The organism is Limnohabitans sp. 2KL-3 (genome assembly GCF_001269405.1).
Classification (GTDB): Bacteria; Pseudomonadota; Gammaproteobacteria; order Burkholderiales; family Burkholderiaceae_C; genus Limnohabitans_A.
The window spans coordinates 1-16929 of the sequence record NZ_CXON01000011.1; the positions used below are offsets into that span (position 1 = coordinate 1).

Genomic DNA, 16929 nt, shown 5'->3' on the forward strand with positions numbered 1-16929 from the left:
ACGGGGAGCCGCCAACCACATGGGTGGCCCGCATGTCGTTTTATCCACCAAAACAACGCATGCGATGTGTTTCAGGCTTCGCCTTCTCCCAGCCAGCTCGCCGCCACTCCCTGCCGAATCGAGTTCGCTTTACTGCGCACCGCCAGTTCGCCTCCGGTTGCTCTCCACCCCGCTTCGCAGCGACGCAGTTACCTTCGACTACGGGGCCTTGGCTTACCCCGACATGGACTCTCACCATGCTGTGTACGCGCCTTCACGGGCGCACTGGAAGCGACGCCCTCGTCGCGATCACCCTTGCAGACCCCCAACCATCGCCCCGAGGGCGGGGCTCCCACAAAATGCAGGGCATTCCCCCTGTAGGAGCGGCGCCCTCGTCGCGATCAAGCCTCGCAGACCACGCCCCATCGCCCCGAGGGCGGGGCTCCTACAAAATGCAGGGCAATGCCCTTGTAGGAGCGACGCCCCCGTCGCGATCAAGCCTCGCAGACCACCAACAATCGCCCCGAGGGCGAGGCTCCCACAAAACACAGGGCAATGCCTCCGTAGGAGCGACGCCCTCGTCGCGATCAAGCATCGCCGACCACCCACCATCGCCCCAAGGGCGGGGCTCCTACAAAATGCAATCGCCCCGAAGGCGGGGCTCCTACAAAAAGAACATCGCCCGGAGGACGGAATGCCCACACCGATCGCTATGCCAAGTCAAGCCTTTCACTTGAAACTTCACAGGGCCGGCTCAATGAGCTTCAGGCATAGTGCACCCGCAAATCGCGCTTGAGCAGTTTGCCGCTGGGGTTCTTGGGCAGCGTGTCGGTGAAGACCACCCGTTTGGGGCACTTGAAACCGGCCATGTGCTGGGCGCAGTGCGCGATCACCACCGCCTCGTCCAAGGTCTGACCGGCCTTGACCACCACCACCGCCGTCACAGCCTCCACCCATTTGGGATCGGGCAGGCCAATCACCGCCACTTCGCTCACTTGCGGCAAGCGGTAAATCATTTCCTCGACCTCGCGGCTGGCCACGTTTTCGCCGCCGGACTTGATCATGTCCTTCTTGCGGTCCACCACGGTGATGTAGCCCTCCTCGTCGATCATGCCCAGATCCCCGCTGTGGAACCAGTCGCCCTCAAACGAAGCTTGGGTGCGCTCGTCGTCGTGAAAGTAACCCAGCATCAAATGCGGCGAGCGGTGCACGATCTCGCCCACCTCGCCCACAGCCACGTCTTGCATGGCGTCATTCACCACACGGGTTTCGACGTTGCGCACGGCCTTGCCACAAGAACCCGGTTTGCGCAGCTGGTCTTCGGGGGCCAGCATGGTGGCCAGCGGCGCGATTTCGGTCTGGCCATACAGATTCCACAGCCGCACTTGGGGCAGGCGCGAAGCCAGTTCTTTGAGCACCTCCACCGGCATGATGGACGCGCCGTAGTAGCCCTTGGCCAGTTGGACGAGTTTGCCCGCATCCATCAGCGGTGAGCGCAGCAGCGCGATCCACACCGTGGGCGGCGCAAAGAAGCTGGTGATGCCGAACTTTTCGAGCATGGGCAGCAGGTTGTCGGGCGTGGGTTTGGATGTGATGACGTTGGTGCTGCCCATGTAAATGGCTGGGCCAAAGAACACATCAAGCTGGGCGCAGTGGTAAAGCGGCAGCGCGTGCAGGGCCACATCGGACTCGGCAATTTCGGCGTCGATCACGCAGCTGACGTATTGCCACATCACCGCGTCGTGCGTGAGCTGTGCGCCTTTGGGCGACGACTCGGTGCCACTGGTGTAGACGATCTGCGCCACGTCGTAGCTGCCCAGCCGCAAATCGGGCAATGCATCGGTGCAGGCTGCCAGCACATCAAAGCTGTGCATGCCCGCCACGCTCTGGCTCGGGTCTTCGGAGGGCAGCCAGATGAACTGCTCAACTTTTGTGTCCAGCTTGCTGGCGGCCTGCGCCAGCTCGGCCAGGCCGCTGTCGGTGGCCAAAGTTTTAGCCCCCGCGTGGCGCAAGATGTAAGCGACTTCTTCGGCCTTGAGCATGAAGTTGATCGGCACCATGACCGCGCCCCGGCGGGCCAGCGCAAAGCGAAGCGCCGCAAACCCGTGCGAATTGCGGGCCAACACTGCCACCTTGTCGCCCTCGGCCACGCCGATGCTGGCCAGGCCTGCGGCCAGACGGCTCACCAGGGCGTCGAACTCGGCATAGGTCCAGGTGGTGGCACCACACACGATGCCGGTCTTGGTGGGCAAGCGGATCGCGGTGCGGCGCAAGGCATCGGCAATGGTCTGGCGGCGAACGGCGGGGTGGATGGACTGCGACATGCTCAGGACTCCTCTGTAGATATGATTGAAGCATTCAACATCACCCATCAGAGAATTCCATTGGCACTACCCCCAGCATCCCCCCGAAAACTGTCACATACGCGAACCGTGGTGTACCAAGGTTTTGACCGCGAAGACGGTCTGTGGGACATCGAAGCCCAACTGACCGACGTCAAGACCTTCAACTTTCAGGTGCCCAATGAACGGCTTTTCCCTGGCGATGCGCCAATCCACAACCTGAAAATCCGCGTCACATTGGACAACCAGATGGTCATCCAGGACATCGCCACCTCCATGGACGACATCCCCCACGCCGAATGCACCGGCGCTCCACACAACATGCACAAACTCATCGGCTGCACCATGGGTCCGGGCTGGCGCAAGGTCATCAACCAACATGTGGGCGGCACCGACGGTTGCACACACCTGCGCGAGATGTTGTTCAACATGGCCACAGCCGCTTACCAAACCTTGCCTTCCGGCCAATGGCAGCGCCGCGAACTGGCAGGCCAGCCCCACCCCGAAATGACCCAAGCGCCCTATTTCCTGGGCCAATGCCACAGCTGGGCTTTTGACAGCCCGACGGTGCAGAGGGCGTATCCGATGTTTTTCAGGCCGAAGGCTGTGTAGGGGTCCAATGAATCTTGAGAAAAAATTGCACCCAATCCAGTCGTCCCCCCAGCGCCATGCCGACTTTCTGACGCGTGTTCTCATCACGATTGAGATGCCCCCCAGTCCGGAAATGACGTGCCAACAGAACTTGTAATGGCCATACTGGATGCCAAATTGGCGATAGCTCGTGAACAGTTGACGAATTTTAAAAACCGTCAAACCCTAGAAGAGTCTCGATAAGCCTCAAGCGGTATCAACGCTTCAAGCCTTCGATGTACTGCACCACTTCATCCACATTGGTCCAAGGGTTGGCGTGGATTTGCGGGTCTTGTTTGAGCGTTTTGACAGCGGACTGACGCAACTGGCTGGCGTGCTTGCTTGCGAGCGCCAATTTGTCTTGTAACAGCGCTGCCAAGCCGCGCTGAGCCTTGCCATATTGCGCCAAACCCGCTTTGGTTTTGAATTGGCTGACCACCACATCGCCCACCGATTTGTTGCCTGCCTTGGCAAAAGGCGCATCCGAATAGCCAAAATGCAGCAAAAACCAAAACTCAAAACAAGGCGTTGACGTGATGGCTTGGAAAGGCTTGCCACCAGCTGCCAGCTCGCGTGTGCGTTGCACGGCGGGACTGAATGTCGGGTGAGCATCGCGGTCAAAGACGCAAAAAACCTGGTCAAAACTGTCGCCCATCCGAGCATCTTCGGCATACAGTTTCTCAGCCGTTTGCACCACACGGTCTGGTGAAGAACCCTCGCTGGGCTTGATGCTCACCCATGAATGGGGAATGCCCCACACCTCGCGCAGCTCAGCCAGATAATGCGGCTCGGTCTTGCTGCCTTCACAAACGATCAAGCAGCGTGGACTTTGCGCCCGCTGCTGCTGCAGCCGGGCCAGGGAATTACTGGCCCTGGCCTTGCGCTTTTTGAAAAGATCGTCAGACCCCATAAAAGTCCAAATCCTTCAAAAATGGAATACCGCCATAACGGCCATTCAAATAACCACGCTCAATCGCTTCGTTTTCGCGTGGGCTGAAATCTGACAGGGGATACAACTTGGACGCCCGTTGCGCGTCTTTCTCCATGAACCACACCTGATCACGCCGCAGAATTTTTTGGCTCAACAACGTGGTGTCGTGTGTCGTGAAAATCAACTGCGCTTTGGCGTTTTCCAAATGCAAACGCTTGACCAGGTAATGGACCAGCATCGGGTGCAAGCTGGTATCGAGCTCATCCACCACCAGCACGCGGTTGTTTTCGGTCACGTCCAGCCAAGGCCCGGCAAAAGCAAACAAGGCGCGGGTGCCGTCAGACTCTTCCTCTTCTGCAAATTCAACGCCCTCGCCAGTGACCACATCTTGGTGCACAAACTTGACCGAAGTGATTTTCTTGCCATCCAGGTCCTTGGCCATTTGATCGCGCACAGCAGACGGCATCCCTTTGGGCAACTGGTCAACTGCAAACGTGGACTCTTCCAGCCGAAGGTCTGCAATGCACAGATCGGCCATGTTCATGAATTCCACAATCCGTTGTCGGTCTGCAGCGTTTTGGCAGCGCTGCAGGGTGTACCCCGCGCTCAGACTGTGCGGTGCGGCCACCACGCGCAATCGGTCTTTGAACCAATCAAACACGGGGCGAAGTTGCTCCTGCTTGTTTTGAACCGCTTTGGAGAAATACAGCGTGTTCTCCAAGGTTTCATCGGCCCAGTCCTGGCGTTTGCGCCCGCCAACAAACTGGGCGCTGAACTTGTAAACGTCTTTGCCTGCCTCTCCATCCCACACACGGTGGAACCACTTTTGAGCACGTCCTTGCGGATAAGCAAACAGCCACTCTTCGGTCACCCGTACGGCGTTACAGCGCACGCCGTATTCATAGCGCACACCCGCTTCCAGAAAAGTGATTTCAAACTCGCTGTCTTCTGCCCGGGACTGGGGAGACAGCTTGAAAGGAACCACGTCAAGTGAGTCACCCGCCTGATGCAGGTGCGAACGCAAGACCAAGGCTTGCAGGAAATCGAGCGCCGCAATGAGCGTGCTTTTGCCAGAAGCATTGGGGCCGTACAACACGGCCGAACGCACCAAACGCGGCAGGCTGGTGCCTGCACTGGCCTCAAACGTGTTCGACGCCAGCAACTCGTCATAAGCAGGCGCAGCCGCCATGCTCAGGGTCTGGCGTTGGTGGATGGAGCGGTAATTACTCACTGAAAATTCAATCAACATAGATGAAATTATGCATCAGATGCATTTTTTTGCATGTTATACGCAAAAATTATGATGGAAATTTAATTTATCCGGGATGAGGTGAACCACAACCACAGCCCCTGCAAGTTTTGAAACGCCCAACTTAACGACAGGATAAGGTTCGTTTTATTAATGACAGTTATTGCGACAGCAGTTGTGTCACAATAACCCCATGACCACCATCTACTCCATTGACCAGCTCTGTGCGCTGACCGACTTGCCCAAGCGCACGGTTCGCTACTACATGCAGCTGGGCCTGGTGGACCGCCCTGTGGGCGAGACCCGGGCGGCGCATTACACGCCTGTGCATTTGGGCCAGCTCATGCAGATACGCAAGTTGGCCGATGCCGGGGTGTCGCTGGAGCGCATCCGCACCGTCTTGGCCGGCGGCGAATCGCCCGTGCCCGAGGGCGAGCGCCAACCCGGGGCCATCCGCGTGCACAGCCATGTGTTCATCGCGCCGGGCATAGAGCTGCAAATCGACCCGCAAGAAGCGGGCTTGTCGCCCGAACAACTCCGCGCCTTTGTGCGCAGCGTCATGACCGAATGGGAGAAAACAAAATGAACCACACTGTGATGGGCCTCAAAAGCCGAGACAAAGATGAAGCAGTGGCCCTTCAATCGGTGCATGCCCAAGGCCAACTGCAAGGACTGGTGCTGCGCATGAAGCTGCGGCAGGTTTACCGCAACACCTCCAGCGACAACCTCGAATGCGTCTACACCTTTCCGCTGGCCTGGGGCAGCGTGCTGCTGGGCATGGCGGTCGAACTCAACGGCAAGCGCATGACCGGCACGGTGGTCGAAAAAAAAGAAGCCGAAGCCACTTACGAAAAAGCCATCCAGTCGGGCGACCTGCCCGTGATGCTGGAGCGCTCGGGCAAAGACCTCTACACCGCCAACCTGGGCAACATCTTGCCCGGCGACAACGTGGTGATTGAGCTGGAATATGCCCAACTGCTGCGCCTCGAAGGCGGCATGTTGCGCCTGGCCCTGCCCACAACAATAGCCCCGCGCTATGGTGACGAGCACCTCCAAGGTGGCCTGGCCCCGCACCAAACCGCTGTGGCCAGCCCCCTGGCCGAATACCGCCTGCATGTGTCGCTGGACATTGCCAACCCCTTGGCCCAGGCCACCATCACCAGCCCATCACACGGTGTGCAACGGGTCCAACACCACAACGGTGTGCTGGTCAAACTGCAAGACAAAGCCTGGCTGGACCGTGACTTTGTGCTGACACTGCACGGCCTGAAAGACATGGCTTTTGCCATGGCCAGCGCCGATGCCACCCAACCGGGCCAATACACCCTGCTGAGCAGCGCCACCGCCCACTGGGACGCGGCCCGCACGCCACCCGCCCCGCTGCGCATGAAAGTGCTGGTAGATGGCTCAGGCTCCATGCAAGGCGACAGCAACGCACAAGCCCGGGACGCGCTGGACTGGCTGTTTCACCAACTCGCAAGCCAAGACGAAGTGTCGATGACCCGGTTTGGAAACAAACCCTTGCATGTGCTGCCGCGCCTGCAAAAGTGCACCGAAGCCTACCAACGCCGTCTGCGCTCAGAAGCCCGCAACCTCCAGGCCGACTTGGGCGGCACCGAAATGGACGCCGCACTGCAGGCCGTGATCCGCATCACCACCGAGGACGAGCGCCCGGTGGAAGCCGCCAGCATCTTGCTCATCACCGATGGCGAGGTCTGGAACATCGAACACATCGTGGCCACCGTGCGCCAATCGGGCCACCGCCTTTTTGCGCTGGGCGTGGGCAGTGCCCCGGCCGAAAGTCTGCTGCGCGAGCTGGCCGAAGTCAGTGGCGGTGCCTGCGAAATGGTCAGCCCCCAGCAAAGCATGCAACAAGCCGTGGCCCGTTTGCTCGAACGCATGCGCCACGCCTGCGCCATCGACTGCCGCCTGGAAAGTGATGAAGAGCTGCTCTACCAATCGCCCAGCCCGCGCGAAATCAGCCAAGGCGACACCGTGCACCAATGGGCACAAAGCAGCCACAAGCCGCTGGCTGCCCCCCGCCAGCGCTGGACACTGTCTGGCCAAACCCTCATTCACCAAGCCGAACAACTGCTGTGGGACACCGACGGCGTGCTGCCGCGCCTGTGCGCCGCACAACGCTTGCATGACACCACCGACATCCAGCGCCAGCGAGCGCTGGCCGTGCAATACCAACTCGTCACGCCACACACCCACTTCATCTTGGTGCACACACGCGCAGAAGGCGAGAAAGCGCAAGACCTGCCCCTGCTGCAACAAGTGGCGCAGATGCAGGCGGCGGGCGTGGGGGGGCATGGCACGGTGATGCGTGAGCTACAGGTCAATTTCAGCATGGCAGCCGATACTGTTTTTCGCATGGAACCGACAAGACAACATGTGCCCATGAATACACCTGCCGTCTGGCGATCCGTCCGCACCCACGCAGCCGCCAAGATCGATGGCATGGCCAATGCGGGCATGGACGACATTGAGATTCCGGCCTTCTTGCGCAAAGCCGCGGACGGTGCGGACACGCCTGCCTTGCCTTTACCCAAGTCCATCAGCAAAGCCTACAGCCCGCCGCCAAACACCACAGTGTCAGCGCCTGTGCCCACGCCCGTACGCCCCCCACCACCCGCACCCACCCGGCAGGCCCTGCCACCGGACTATTGGCAACAACAACGCCAGCGCACCTACAGCAACACCTTCACCCAACTGAGCGTGGTGCTGCAAAGCCTGGACGCCCCCAACAACCCACTGGTGGACCTGCTGCAACAGTTCAACACCCAGGCCTACGGCAAACGCAGCTTCCGCGCCGCCCTCTCGGTCAGCCTGGGCACCGCACGCACCGCCTTCATGGCCGACTTTGTGCTGCACCACGCCAAAGCCCTGGGCAGCCCCGCCCTGGTCTGGGCCGTGTTGCTGCTGTGGCTGGCCGACGAAAAAAGCTTGCCCCTGGACCGCCATGCACGGCGCTTGCTGGAGGTGGAATTGGCCAACGTGGACAGCAGCGCCAAGACCCGCTTGATCACGGGTTTGGAGGGGGCGCTGAGTTCGAGGGGCGAGGACAAGGCGGCGTAGCAGCGATAATCCCCCCTCCCCAGCGCCCCAAGCGCTTCCCCTCAACAGCCTCTGGATCTACACCATGAACCGCTGCACTTTGGCCCTTTCCGGGCGTGCTTTACTTTGGCGTGCTTTGCTTTGCCTTGACTTCATCACATCCCTTGATTCCGTGGAGGCTGCATGAGCAAGAAGGTCTTCATCAAAACATTTGGCTGCCAGATGAACGAGTACGACTCGGACAAGATGGCCGATGTGCTGGGCGCGGCCCAGGGCTATGAGCCCACGCAGGACGTGGACGAGGCCGATCTAATTTTGTTCAACACCTGCTCGGTGCGCGAGAAGGCGCAAGAAAAAGTGTTCAGCGACTTGGGCCGGGTGCAGCACCTGAAAGCCAAAGGCGTGCTGATTGGCGTGGGCGGCTGTGTGGCCAGCCAGGAAGGCGCCGAGATCATCAAGCGTGCACCTTATGTGGACGTTGTATTTGGCCCACAGACCCTGCACCGCCTGCCCGAATTGCTGGCCGAGCGCGAGCGCAAGCAGCGCCCGCAGGTGGACATCAGCTTCCCCGAGATTGAAAAGTTTGATCACCTGCCGCCTGCCAAGGTGGACGGTGCCACCGCCTTTGTGTCGATCATGGAAGGCTGCAGCAAATATTGCAGCTACTGCGTGGTGCCCTACACCCGGGGCGAAGAGGTCTCTCGCCCGTTTGACGACGTATTGGTCGAGGTGGCGGGCCTGGCCGCGCAGGGCGTGAAAGAGATCACGTTGCTGGGCCAGAACGTGAACGCTTACCGGGGCAAGATGGGCGGCACGGCAGACATTGCTGACTTTGCCTTGTTGCTGGAATACGTGGCCGACATGCCGGGCATCGAACGCATCCGTTACGTGACCAGCCACCCCAACGAATTCACCCAGCGCCTGATCGATGCGTACGAAAAGATCCCCAAACTGGTGAGCCACCTGCACCTGCCGGTGCAGCACGGCTCGGACCGCATCTTGATGGCCATGAAGCGCGGCTACACCGCCATGGAATACAAGAGCACGATCCGCAAGCTGCGGGCGATCCGCCCCGACATGTCGCTCAGCAGCGATTTCATCGTGGGCTTTCCCGGTGAGACCGAGGACGACTTCCAGAAGATGATGAAGCTGATCACCGATGTGGGCTTTGACACGAGTTTCAGCTTCATCTTCAGCCCCCGCCCTGGGACACCAGCGGCGAACCTGCACGACGACACGCCACACGCCGAAAAACTGCGCCGCCTGCACCACCTGCAAGCCACCATCGAAGAGAACGTGCAGCGCATCGGCGACAGCCGTGTGGGCACGGTGCAGCGCATTTTGGTCGAGCGCCCCTCACGCAAGGACGCCACCGAGCTGGCGGGCCGCACCGAGTGCAACCGGGTGGTCAACTTCCCCGGCGGCCCCAACATGGACCGGCTGATTGGTCAGATGGCGGATGTGCGCATCACCCAAGGGCTGTCGCATTCGCTGCGGGGGGAGTTGGTGATTCGGGATTGATGCGTCCATGTCGGATTTGAAAGTGCCGATCTGCGTTTTTTGTAGGTCGGTGGCTTCAGCCCCGACACAGCACATCCCCAAGGCATGTCGGGGCTGAAGCCACCGACCTACGGGGAATCAGGAGTCGCGACCGACTTCGCGGATATAGCGGCGGTAGTCGCCGTGCGGGATGGGCGTGCAGCCATCCACAGGGTGGTTGTACACATAGGTCTGCACATGCTGGCCTTGCAGCGGGCCGCTGAGCACAGTTACTTCTTCGCGCCAGTATTGAGAGGCGTTGCGGTCACCGGGCACCACGCCTTCCACCTCATCCAGACGAGCCAGGTGAGCATCATCCACTTCATAGACTTCACCAGTGACTTGCCCGTCTCCCTGAAGTAGCCCGGGGTAACGGCCCACATCGATCAATCGCCCCGCGATATGGGCTGGCCCCACAAAGCGGGCGCCGTGCATTTCGGCTTCCAAGCGCAGGCCGGGCATCAAGGTACCGTAGATGAAAAGTGTGTGTTGCATGAACTGGATTTTGCGTCATGGCGGTCTATCTGGTCAGCTCAAAATTGACACACATCAAGCCCCAATCACCGTGTCGCCTGTTGGCAGGACCCGCCCATGCAGCCGTTTAAACTGACTGGCAAGAAACCTGCGTGGTCCCTCAAAATCGGACGCACGCCAACGGCAGACACACAGCGCAAGCCAGAGACCCCCATGAAAGCAGAACAAAACGAACTCATCACCCGCATTGGCCCGGGCACACCCTGCGGCGCGGTGATGCGCCACTATTGGCAGCCCGTGGCGCTGGTGGACGAGTTCAACCCCGCGCTCGACCCGCGCATGGCGATTCGCCCCGTGAAGGCGGTGCGCATATTGGGACAAGACCTGGTGCTGTTTCGCAACGCGCAGGGCGACTATGGTTTGCTCGACCGCGACTGTCCACACCGGGGCGCGGACCTGTCCTTTGGCCGAAACGAAGGCGATGGCCTGCGTTGCCCTTTTCATGGCTGGAAGTTTGACGTGACGGGCCAGTGCATCGAAACGCCCGCCGAGCCCACCGGCAGCACGCTGTGCAAGCGGGTGCGCCAACGCAGCTACCCGATCATCGAGCGCAGTGGCATTTTGTTTGGCTGGTTCGGCCCCGAAGGCCAGACCCCGCCGCCTCTGCCGGGCATCGACGCTTTCAGCGCCCCGGCCACCCACACCTTTGCATTCAAGGGTCTGTGGCACTGCAACTGGCTTCAGGCCTTTGAGGTGGGCATTGACCCGGCGCATGCGTCGTACCTGCACCGATTCTTCAATGACGAGTCGCTCGAAGGCAGTTATGGCCGCCAGTTTCGCGGCGCGAGTGCGGGCGATGTGCAGGGCGAGCGCTGGCCCATGACGCGCGTGATGCGCGAGCTGGACCAGCCGGAAATTTCGTTTGAGCCCACCGATGCGGGCCTGCGCCTGACGGCCCTGCGCCCGATCAACGAGGCGCTGACCCATGTGCGAGTGACCAATGCGCTGTTCCCGCACACCTTTGTGATTCCGCTGTCCGAGACCATGACCATCACGCAGATGCATGTGCCGGTGGACGACACGCACACTTATTGGTACTCGGTGTTCACCAGCTTTGACGGCCCGGTGGACAAAGAGGCCATGCGCAACCAGCGCTTGCCCTCGGTCACGCTGCCCGACTACATCCCCAAAGCGGGCAAGCACAACCACTGGGGCTTCAACCCCGAAGAGCAGGTCTCGCGCACTTATCTGGGCATGGGCGAGGACGACATCAACGTGCACGACCAGTGGGCCTGCGAGAGCATGGGCGCGATCCAGGACCGCACCCGCGAGCACTTGGGCACCAGCGACAAGGTGATCATGGCGAACCGGCGCATCTTGCTCAAAGCCATCGAGACGGTACAGGCCGGAGGCTTGCCGCCCGGCTTTGCGCAAGCGGGTGTGGCCAGCCAGCGTTTGGGCCCCGACACGGTGGATGGCATCGCCCCCAGCGGCCAGTGGCCACAGTGGTGGCGCGAAGCCTGCGACGCCAAGCGCAGCAGCGCACCGTGGGACGCGGCACTGCCGGGTGATGTGGCCGCTTCAGCCGACACGAGCGCGGCATGAGCTTCGCTGAACGCTGCGGCCTGCACAGCCGCGAACGTGAAGCCGCTTGCGAGCAGCTGGTGCGGCAGGTGGAAGCCTCGGGCATCGAGCTGATCCGCCTGGGCTGGTGCGACCTGCACGGCGTGGTGCGCGGCAAAACCATCGTGGCCTCGCAGCTGCGCAGTGCGCTGGCCAATGGCATCGGCATGGTCAGCACCTTGCTGCTCAAAGACAGCTCGGACCGCACCGCCTTCAAGGTGTTCGAGCCGGGCATTGAAGAGACCCTGCCCGGCTTTGCCGGGGCCAGCAATTTCACGCTCATGCCCGACCCGGCCAGCTGGCATGTGCTGCCCTGGACCGAAAAAACCGGCTGGCTGCAGTGCCAGCCCTATTTCGCGGATGGGCGCATCGTGCCGCTGGATTCGCGCCATGTGCTGCAGCAAGCCGTGAAGCGCTTGGCCGATCGCGGCTGGCAGATGCAATGCGGGCTGGAAGTTGAATTCCACATCTACCGCCTGAAAGACCCGCTGCATGGGGCAGACCTGGACCCGGACCGCGCCGCCTGGCCCGGCCCCGCGCCCGAGGTCAGCCTGATCCATCCGGGCTACAACCTGCTGACCGAAGCCTGGATGGACAGGTCCGAAGAGCCGCTTCGCATCGTGCAGCGCACCGCCCAAGCGCTGGGCCTGCCGCTGATCTCGCTCGAAATTGAACTCGGCCCCAGCCAGGTGGAGGCGGTGTTTGACGTGCGCGATGTGCTGACGGCCGCCGACCACATGGTGCTGTTTCGCAACGCCACGCGCCAGGCCCTGCGCCGCGCTGGGTACCACGCCACCTTCATGTGCCGCCCGCCGTTTGAACACATCATGTCGAGCGGCTGGCACCTGCACCAATCGGTTTGTGAATTGACCACGGGAAGTAACGTGTTCATGCGCGATGCTGCAGCATCGGGTTTGGGTGCACTGGATGCAAAACAGGTGCTGAGCGATGTGGGTGCGTCTTGGCTGGCGGGTCTGCTGGCACATGCACCGGCATTAACGGCCCTGTGCACATCCACCAGCAATGGCTACGGGCGTTTCAGGCCCAATGCCATGGCGCCACAGTCGATTTTGTGGGGCCGTGACAACCGGGGCGCCATGCTGCGGGTCATTGGTGCGCCGGGCGACAGCGCCAGCCGCATTGAAAACCGCTTGGGCGAACCGGCGGCCAACCCTTATCTGTACATGGCCTCGCAAATCCACGCCGGGCTGGCCGGGGTGGACGCACAGCTGCAAGCGCCGCCCGCCACCGAAACGCCCTACTCTGCAGGCGCTGCCACCATCCCGAGCAGTCTGGCCGATGCGGTGCGGGCGCTGCAAAAAGATACGGCGTTGTGCCAGGCGCTGGGCCAGCCCTTTGTGGACTACTACAGCACCATCAAGCAGGCAGAACACCAGCGCATGGCGCAGGCCGAAGACGCCCAGGAATTCCACCGCCGCGAATACTTCGGGCGCATTTAAAAAACCCCTTGAACATGATCACCATCCACCTGCAACCCCACGACCCCACACAAGCGGTGCACACCCTGCAAGCCCAGCCCGGCCAAAGCCTGATGCAGGCTGCGGTCGATGCCAACTTGACGGGCATTCAAGCCGATTGCGGCGGGCTGCTCACCTGCGCGACTTGCCATGTGGTGGTGTCAGGGGACTGGCTGGCGAAGTTGCCAGCCATGACCGGCGACGAAGACGGCATGCTGGCCTTCACCGCCCAAACGCGCGAGCCGGGCAGTCGCCTGTCATGCCAGATCATGCTGACGCAAGAACTGGATGGCCTGCTGGTGTCGCTGCCCGCGAACCAGTATTGAACAGTATTTGTAGGTCGGCGGCTTCAGCCCCGACATGGGCCTGTGCCGGAGCGAACAATCGTCGGAGCTGAAGCTACCGACCTACAGGGCATCTGGTAGGTCGGCAGCTTCAGCGCGGCATGCCGGGAAAGCCCCCGCCACCGCCCATCATGCCTTTCATGGCACCCATGCGTTTCATCATCTTCATCATGCCGCCGCCGGACATCTTTTTCATCATGTCCTGCATCTGCTCAAACTCCTTGAGCATGCGGTTGACGTCCTGCACCTGAACGCCTGCGCCAGCGGCAATGCGCCGCTTGCGGGTGGCTTTGATCAATTCAGGCTTGCTGCGCTCTTTGGGCGTCATGCTGTGGATGATGCCTTGCTTGCGGCCAATGTCTTTTTCGACTTTGTCCATGTCCATAGACCCGGCCTTGGCGGTCAACTGGCTGGGCAGTTTGTCCATCAGGCTCGACAGGCCGCCCATTTGCTTCATCTGCTGGATCTGGGCCAAAAAGTCATTCAGGTCAAAGCTGCCGCCACTCTTGACCTTGGACGCCAGCTTTTGCGCGGCTTCCATGTCCACACCCGCTGTGACCTGCTCGACCAAGGCCACGATGTCGCCCATGCCCAGCACCCGGCCTGCGTGGCGTTCGGCGTCGAACACTTCCAGGCCGTCAATTTTTTCACTCGTACCCGCAAACTTGATGGGCACACCCGTGATCTGGCGCACCGACAGGGCCGCACCACCGCGTGAATCGCCATCGAGTTTGGTCAGCACGATGCCCGTGAGCGGCAAGGCGTCGCTGAAGGCGCGAGCGGTGTTGGCCGCGTCCTGACCCTGCATGGCATCGACCACGAACAGGGTTTCAACAGGCTTGAGTTCAGCGTGCAGCGCCTTGATCTCGGCCATCAGGGCTTCGTCAATCGCCAGGCGACCGGCCGTGTCGACCAGCAACACGTCAAAAAAGTGCTTGCGGGCGTAGTCAATGGCGGCGCGGGCAATGTCGATTGGCTTTTGGTCGGGCGAGCTGGGGAACCATTCGGCACCGGCTTGGGCGGTGACGGTTTTGAGCTGTTCGATGGCGGCGGGGCGGTACACGTCACCCGAGACCGTGAGCACTTTCTTTTTGCGCTTTTCAATCAGGTGCTTGGCCAGCTTGGCGGTGGTGGTGGTTTTACCGGCACCTTGCAAACCTGCCATCAGGATCACGGCGGGCGGCTGCGCGGCCAAGTTGATGTCCGACACCCCCTCGCCCATGGTGGCGGCCAGCTCGCGGTTGACCACACCCACCAAGGCTTGGCCGGGCTTGAGCGAGCCCATGACCTCTTGGCCCAGGGCTTTTTCCTTCACGCGGGCGATGAAATCGCGCACCACCGGCAGGGCCACATCGGCTTCGAGCAAGGCCATGCGCACCTCGCGCAGCATGTCGGCCACGTTCGATTCGGTGATGCGGGCCTGTCCGCTGAGGGTCTTGACGAGGCGTGAGAGTTTGTCGGTCAGGGCGGAGGCCATGGGGGAATCCAGAAAAAACCGGTCAAGCGTGTTGGCGAAGCCCCTGTGGCTGCGCCTGAAAGGCTAAACTCGGACCCATGATTTTAGCGAGTGCTCCTTTCTGGACGCTGCCCTTCTCTGCATTGGCGGCGCTGACCTATGCCTTGCCCGCTTTGGTGCCTCGACACCTCAGTGATGTCCACGCCAGACGACTGTTGCTGCTGGCCTGGGCATTGCACGCGCTGAGTTTGCTGATGCTGCTCATGGGTCCGGTGCGTTTTGGTTTTGCCCCTGCACTGTCGGTCACGGCTTGGTTGGTGGTCACGGCTTACATGATCGAGACCCAGTTTTTCCCCAAACTCAAGGTCCGCTGGGCCGTGGGGAGTTTGGGTGCCGTCACGGTGGTTTTGGCTTGGGTCTTTCCCGGTACGCCTTTGACCGCACAAGCTTCGGCCTGGCTGCCCCTGCACTGGGCCTTGGGTTTGTCGGCCTACGGCATGTTTGCAGCTGCTGTGGTCCACGCCTGGATGATGACGCGCACCGAACACGACATCCGTCTGGCCCATGACGCCACCAGCGGCCTTCCTTTGCTCACCCTGGAACGCCTGACCTTTCGCTTTGTGACTGCAGGCTTTGTGCTGCTGACGGCCACCTTGGTGGCGGGAGCGCTGTTTGGCGAAGCCTTGTATGGACAAACCCATACCCAATGGCACTGGGACCACAAGCGGGTTTTTGCCCTCTTGTCCTGGATCACTTTTGCCACTTTGTTGATTGGACGCCAGCAATGGGGCTGGCGAGGTCGCCGCGCCGTGCGGGTGCTCTACATTGGCGCGGCACTGCTGCTCTTGTCCTATGCTGGCTCACGCTTTGTTTTGGAAGTTTTGATCGGGCGCGTTGGATGAAATATCTTTTGTTGATTTTGCTGGTATTGGTGGTCATTTGGGCCCTCAAACGAAACCGCAGGGACACGCCAGCACCTCCACCACAAGACAGCCCAAACCAGCCTTCCAACATGGTTGCATGCACACACTGCGGCATCCATCTTCCCCAAGACGAAACCGTGAACGGTGAAAAAGGCGTGTACTGCAGCACCGATCACCGAACTGCGGCACAAGACCGCAATCCGTCCTGATCCTTGGCCAGTCTTTCTCGTTCTTATTCAATTCTGTGGTCCAACAAATCCAGCACTTGGAAAAACTCCTCTCAGAACCCATCGGTCTTTGGCAAGACGGTTGGTACCGTCATGCCACACGCTTGGACTCGCCAAATTTTGGATTGCGACCCAACGGGGCCTGTGTTGACTTGGTGGTTATCCACTCGATCAGCCTGCCACCCGGCCAATATGGTGGCAACGAAGTTCAAGCGCTGTTTACCAATCAGCTGGACTGGGAGGCTCACCCCTATTTTTCGCAAATCCGGGGTTTAGAGGTGTCAGCCCACTTTTATATCCGGCGCGACGGCACCCTTTGGCAGTTTGTCAGTATCGATCACCGCGCTTGGCATGCAGGCCAATCTGAGTACCGGGGCAGAAACCAATGCAACGATGACTCCATCGGCATAGAACTGGAAGGCCTGGAAGGTGAAACATTTGAAGAGGCTCAGTACACACAACTGAGCCAACTTTGCCAAGCCTTGCAGCTTCACTGCCCCATTGCCCATGTCGCGGGGCATGAGCACATTGCCCCCGAAAGAAAACAAGACCCCGGTGCTGGTTTTGACTGGAATCGACTGAAATCAATGTTAAATTTCCCACCTAGCGTTTACCCTAGGTAGCTCTCAGTTTTTCAATCGGATCGCCGTCCATCTGCAGATCCGCCATCGCCC

General features: G+C 60.6%; 14 protein-coding genes and 2 pseudogenes. 11 read left to right on the forward strand and 5 right to left on the reverse strand.

What is annotated here, in order from left to right; genetic code table 11:
- Positions 1-743: 743 nt before the first annotated feature.
- Entirely contained in the window at positions 744-2303 is a 1560-nt protein-coding gene (locus AMM41_RS13595; protein ID WP_228769279.1) for a fatty acyl-CoA synthetase, read from the reverse strand.
- A 108-nt stretch (positions 2304-2411) separates the two neighbouring features.
- Here AMM41_RS13595 and AMM41_RS13600 point away from each other — a divergent pair, with 108 nt between their 5' ends.
- Entirely contained in the window at positions 2412-2933 is a 522-nt protein-coding gene (locus AMM41_RS13600; protein ID WP_089959590.1) for a DUF2889 domain-containing protein, read from the forward strand.
- Positions 2934-3168: 235 nt separating this feature from the next.
- On the opposite strand, the gene AMM41_RS13605 is transcribed toward AMM41_RS13600, so the two are convergent.
- Together AMM41_RS13605 and AMM41_RS13610 are read right to left on the reverse strand one after the other, a co-directional pair.
- Complete coding sequence (locus tag AMM41_RS13605) at positions 3169-3861, reverse strand: RloB family protein (protein ID WP_089959595.1); 693 nt, start codon at positions 3859-3861, stop codon at positions 3169-3171.
- Positions 3851-5131, reverse strand: coding sequence for an AAA family ATPase (locus AMM41_RS13610; protein WP_089959599.1), 1281 nt, complete (start codon positions 5129-5131; stop codon positions 3851-3853). Before AMM41_RS13610 ends, AMM41_RS13605 begins: the two co-directional genes overlap by 11 nt.
- Positions 5132-5324: 193 nt before the next feature.
- Between AMM41_RS13610 and AMM41_RS13615 the strand changes: the two genes are divergently transcribed.
- The 4 genes and pseudogenes from AMM41_RS13615 to miaB all read left to right on the forward strand — a co-directional run bounded on the left by AMM41_RS13615 (position 5325) and on the right by miaB (position 9712).
- Positions 5325-5717: a helix-turn-helix domain-containing protein gene (locus AMM41_RS13615; protein WP_089959604.1), complete on the forward strand. Its 393-nt coding sequence runs from the start codon at positions 5325-5327 to the stop codon at positions 5715-5717.
- 11 nt (positions 5718-5728) lie between these two features.
- Positions 5729-6961 (forward strand): annotated as a pseudogene (locus tag AMM41_RS22280) (VIT and VWA domain-containing protein); the annotation flags it as partial.
- A gap of 573 nt (positions 6962-7534) precedes the next feature.
- Positions 7535-7654 (forward strand): annotated as a pseudogene (locus tag AMM41_RS22285) (cell division protein FtsZ); the annotation flags it as partial.
- Between the two features lie 720 nt (positions 7655-8374).
- Positions 8375-9712 carry a tRNA (N6-isopentenyl adenosine(37)-C2)-methylthiotransferase MiaB gene (miaB, locus tag AMM41_RS13625; RefSeq protein ID WP_089959612.1) on the forward strand — a complete coding sequence of 446 codons (1338 nt, stop codon included), beginning with the start codon at positions 8375-8377 and terminating at the stop codon, positions 9710-9712.
- Positions 9713-9829: 117 nt separating this feature from the next.
- Here the strand turns inward: miaB and AMM41_RS13630 are convergent, their stop codons facing one another.
- On the reverse strand, positions 9830-10225 hold the full coding sequence (locus AMM41_RS13630) for a gamma-glutamylcyclotransferase family protein (RefSeq protein ID WP_089959615.1): 396 nt from the start codon (positions 10223-10225) through the stop codon (positions 9830-9832).
- A gap of 192 nt (positions 10226-10417) precedes the next feature.
- On the opposite strand from AMM41_RS13630, the gene AMM41_RS13635 reads away from it, so the two are divergent.
- The 3 genes from AMM41_RS13635 to AMM41_RS13645 are packed head-to-tail and all read left to right on the forward strand — an operon-like array spanning position 10418 to position 13631.
- A complete protein-coding gene (locus tag AMM41_RS13635) occupies positions 10418-11809 on the forward strand; it encodes an aromatic ring-hydroxylating dioxygenase subunit alpha (protein ID WP_089960059.1) in 1392 nt (463 codons plus the stop codon).
- Entirely contained in the window at positions 11806-13287 is a 1482-nt protein-coding gene (locus AMM41_RS13640; protein ID WP_089959620.1) for a glutamine synthetase family protein, read from the forward strand. Before AMM41_RS13635 ends, AMM41_RS13640 begins: the two co-directional genes overlap by 4 nt.
- A 14-nt stretch (positions 13288-13301) precedes the next feature.
- Entirely contained in the window at positions 13302-13631 is a 330-nt protein-coding gene (locus AMM41_RS13645) for a 2Fe-2S iron-sulfur cluster-binding protein (RefSeq protein ID WP_089959624.1), read from the forward strand.
- A gap of 109 nt (positions 13632-13740) precedes the next feature.
- Here the strand turns inward: AMM41_RS13645 and ffh are convergent, their stop codons facing one another.
- The gene (gene ffh / locus AMM41_RS13650; RefSeq protein ID WP_089959628.1) at positions 13741-15126 is read right to left on the reverse strand and encodes a signal recognition particle protein; all 1386 of its coding nucleotides are present in this window, start codon (positions 15124-15126) and stop codon (positions 13741-13743) included.
- A gap of 77 nt (positions 15127-15203) precedes the next feature.
- Here ffh and AMM41_RS13655 point away from each other — a divergent pair, with 77 nt between their 5' ends.
- From AMM41_RS13655 to ampD, 3 genes are read left to right on the forward strand one after another with little or no spacing between them, the layout of a single operon-like run.
- Positions 15204-16007: a cytochrome C assembly family protein gene (locus tag AMM41_RS13655; protein ID WP_089959632.1), complete on the forward strand. Its 804-nt coding sequence runs from the start codon at positions 15204-15206 to the stop codon at positions 16005-16007.
- Positions 16004-16237 (forward strand): PP0621 family protein, encoded by a 234-nt coding sequence (locus AMM41_RS22385; RefSeq protein WP_089959637.1) that lies wholly within the window; start codon positions 16004-16006, stop codon positions 16235-16237. The genes AMM41_RS13655 and AMM41_RS22385 overlap by 4 nt, the downstream gene beginning before the upstream one ends.
- Before the next feature lie 56 nt (positions 16238-16293).
- Positions 16294-16878, forward strand: coding sequence for a 1,6-anhydro-N-acetylmuramyl-L-alanine amidase AmpD (gene ampD, locus AMM41_RS13665; protein ID WP_194944787.1), 585 nt, complete (start codon positions 16294-16296; stop codon positions 16876-16878).
- The last annotated feature ends 51 nt before the right edge of the window (positions 16879-16929 follow it).

Bases quoted from the DNA above. Each gene is read 5' to 3' on its own strand.
- AMM41_RS22385 (WP_089959637.1), top strand. From the start codon at position 16,004: ATGAAATATCTTTTGTTGATTTTGCTGGTATTGGTGGTCATTTGGGCC.
- ffh (WP_089959628.1), bottom strand. From the start codon at position 15,126: ATGGCCTCCGCCCTGACCGACAAACTCTCACGCCTCGTCAAGACCCTC.
- miaB (WP_089959612.1), top strand. From the start codon at position 8,375: ATGAGCAAGAAGGTCTTCATCAAAACATTTGGCTGCCAGATGAACGAG.
- AMM41_RS13655 (WP_089959632.1), top strand. From the start codon at position 15,204: ATGATTTTAGCGAGTGCTCCTTTCTGGACGCTGCCCTTCTCTGCATTG.
- AMM41_RS13640 (WP_089959620.1), top strand. From the start codon at position 11,806: ATGAGCTTCGCTGAACGCTGCGGCCTGCACAGCCGCGAACGTGAAGCC.
- AMM41_RS13615 (WP_089959604.1), top strand. From the start codon at position 5,325: ATGACCACCATCTACTCCATTGACCAGCTCTGTGCGCTGACCGACTTG.
- AMM41_RS13645 (WP_089959624.1), top strand. From the start codon at position 13,302: ATGATCACCATCCACCTGCAACCCCACGACCCCACACAAGCGGTGCAC.
- AMM41_RS13635 (WP_089960059.1), top strand. From the start codon at position 10,418: ATGAAAGCAGAACAAAACGAACTCATCACCCGCATTGGCCCGGGCACA.
- AMM41_RS13630 (WP_089959615.1), bottom strand. From the start codon at position 10,225: ATGCAACACACACTTTTCATCTACGGTACCTTGATGCCCGGCCTGCGC.
- AMM41_RS13605 (WP_089959595.1), bottom strand. From the start codon at position 3,861: ATGGGGTCTGACGATCTTTTCAAAAAGCGCAAGGCCAGGGCCAGTAAT.
- AMM41_RS13610 (WP_089959599.1), bottom strand. From the start codon at position 5,131: ATGTTGATTGAATTTTCAGTGAGTAATTACCGCTCCATCCACCAACGC.
- AMM41_RS13595 (WP_228769279.1), bottom strand. From the start codon at position 2,303: ATGTCGCAGTCCATCCACCCCGCCGTTCGCCGCCAGACCATTGCCGAT.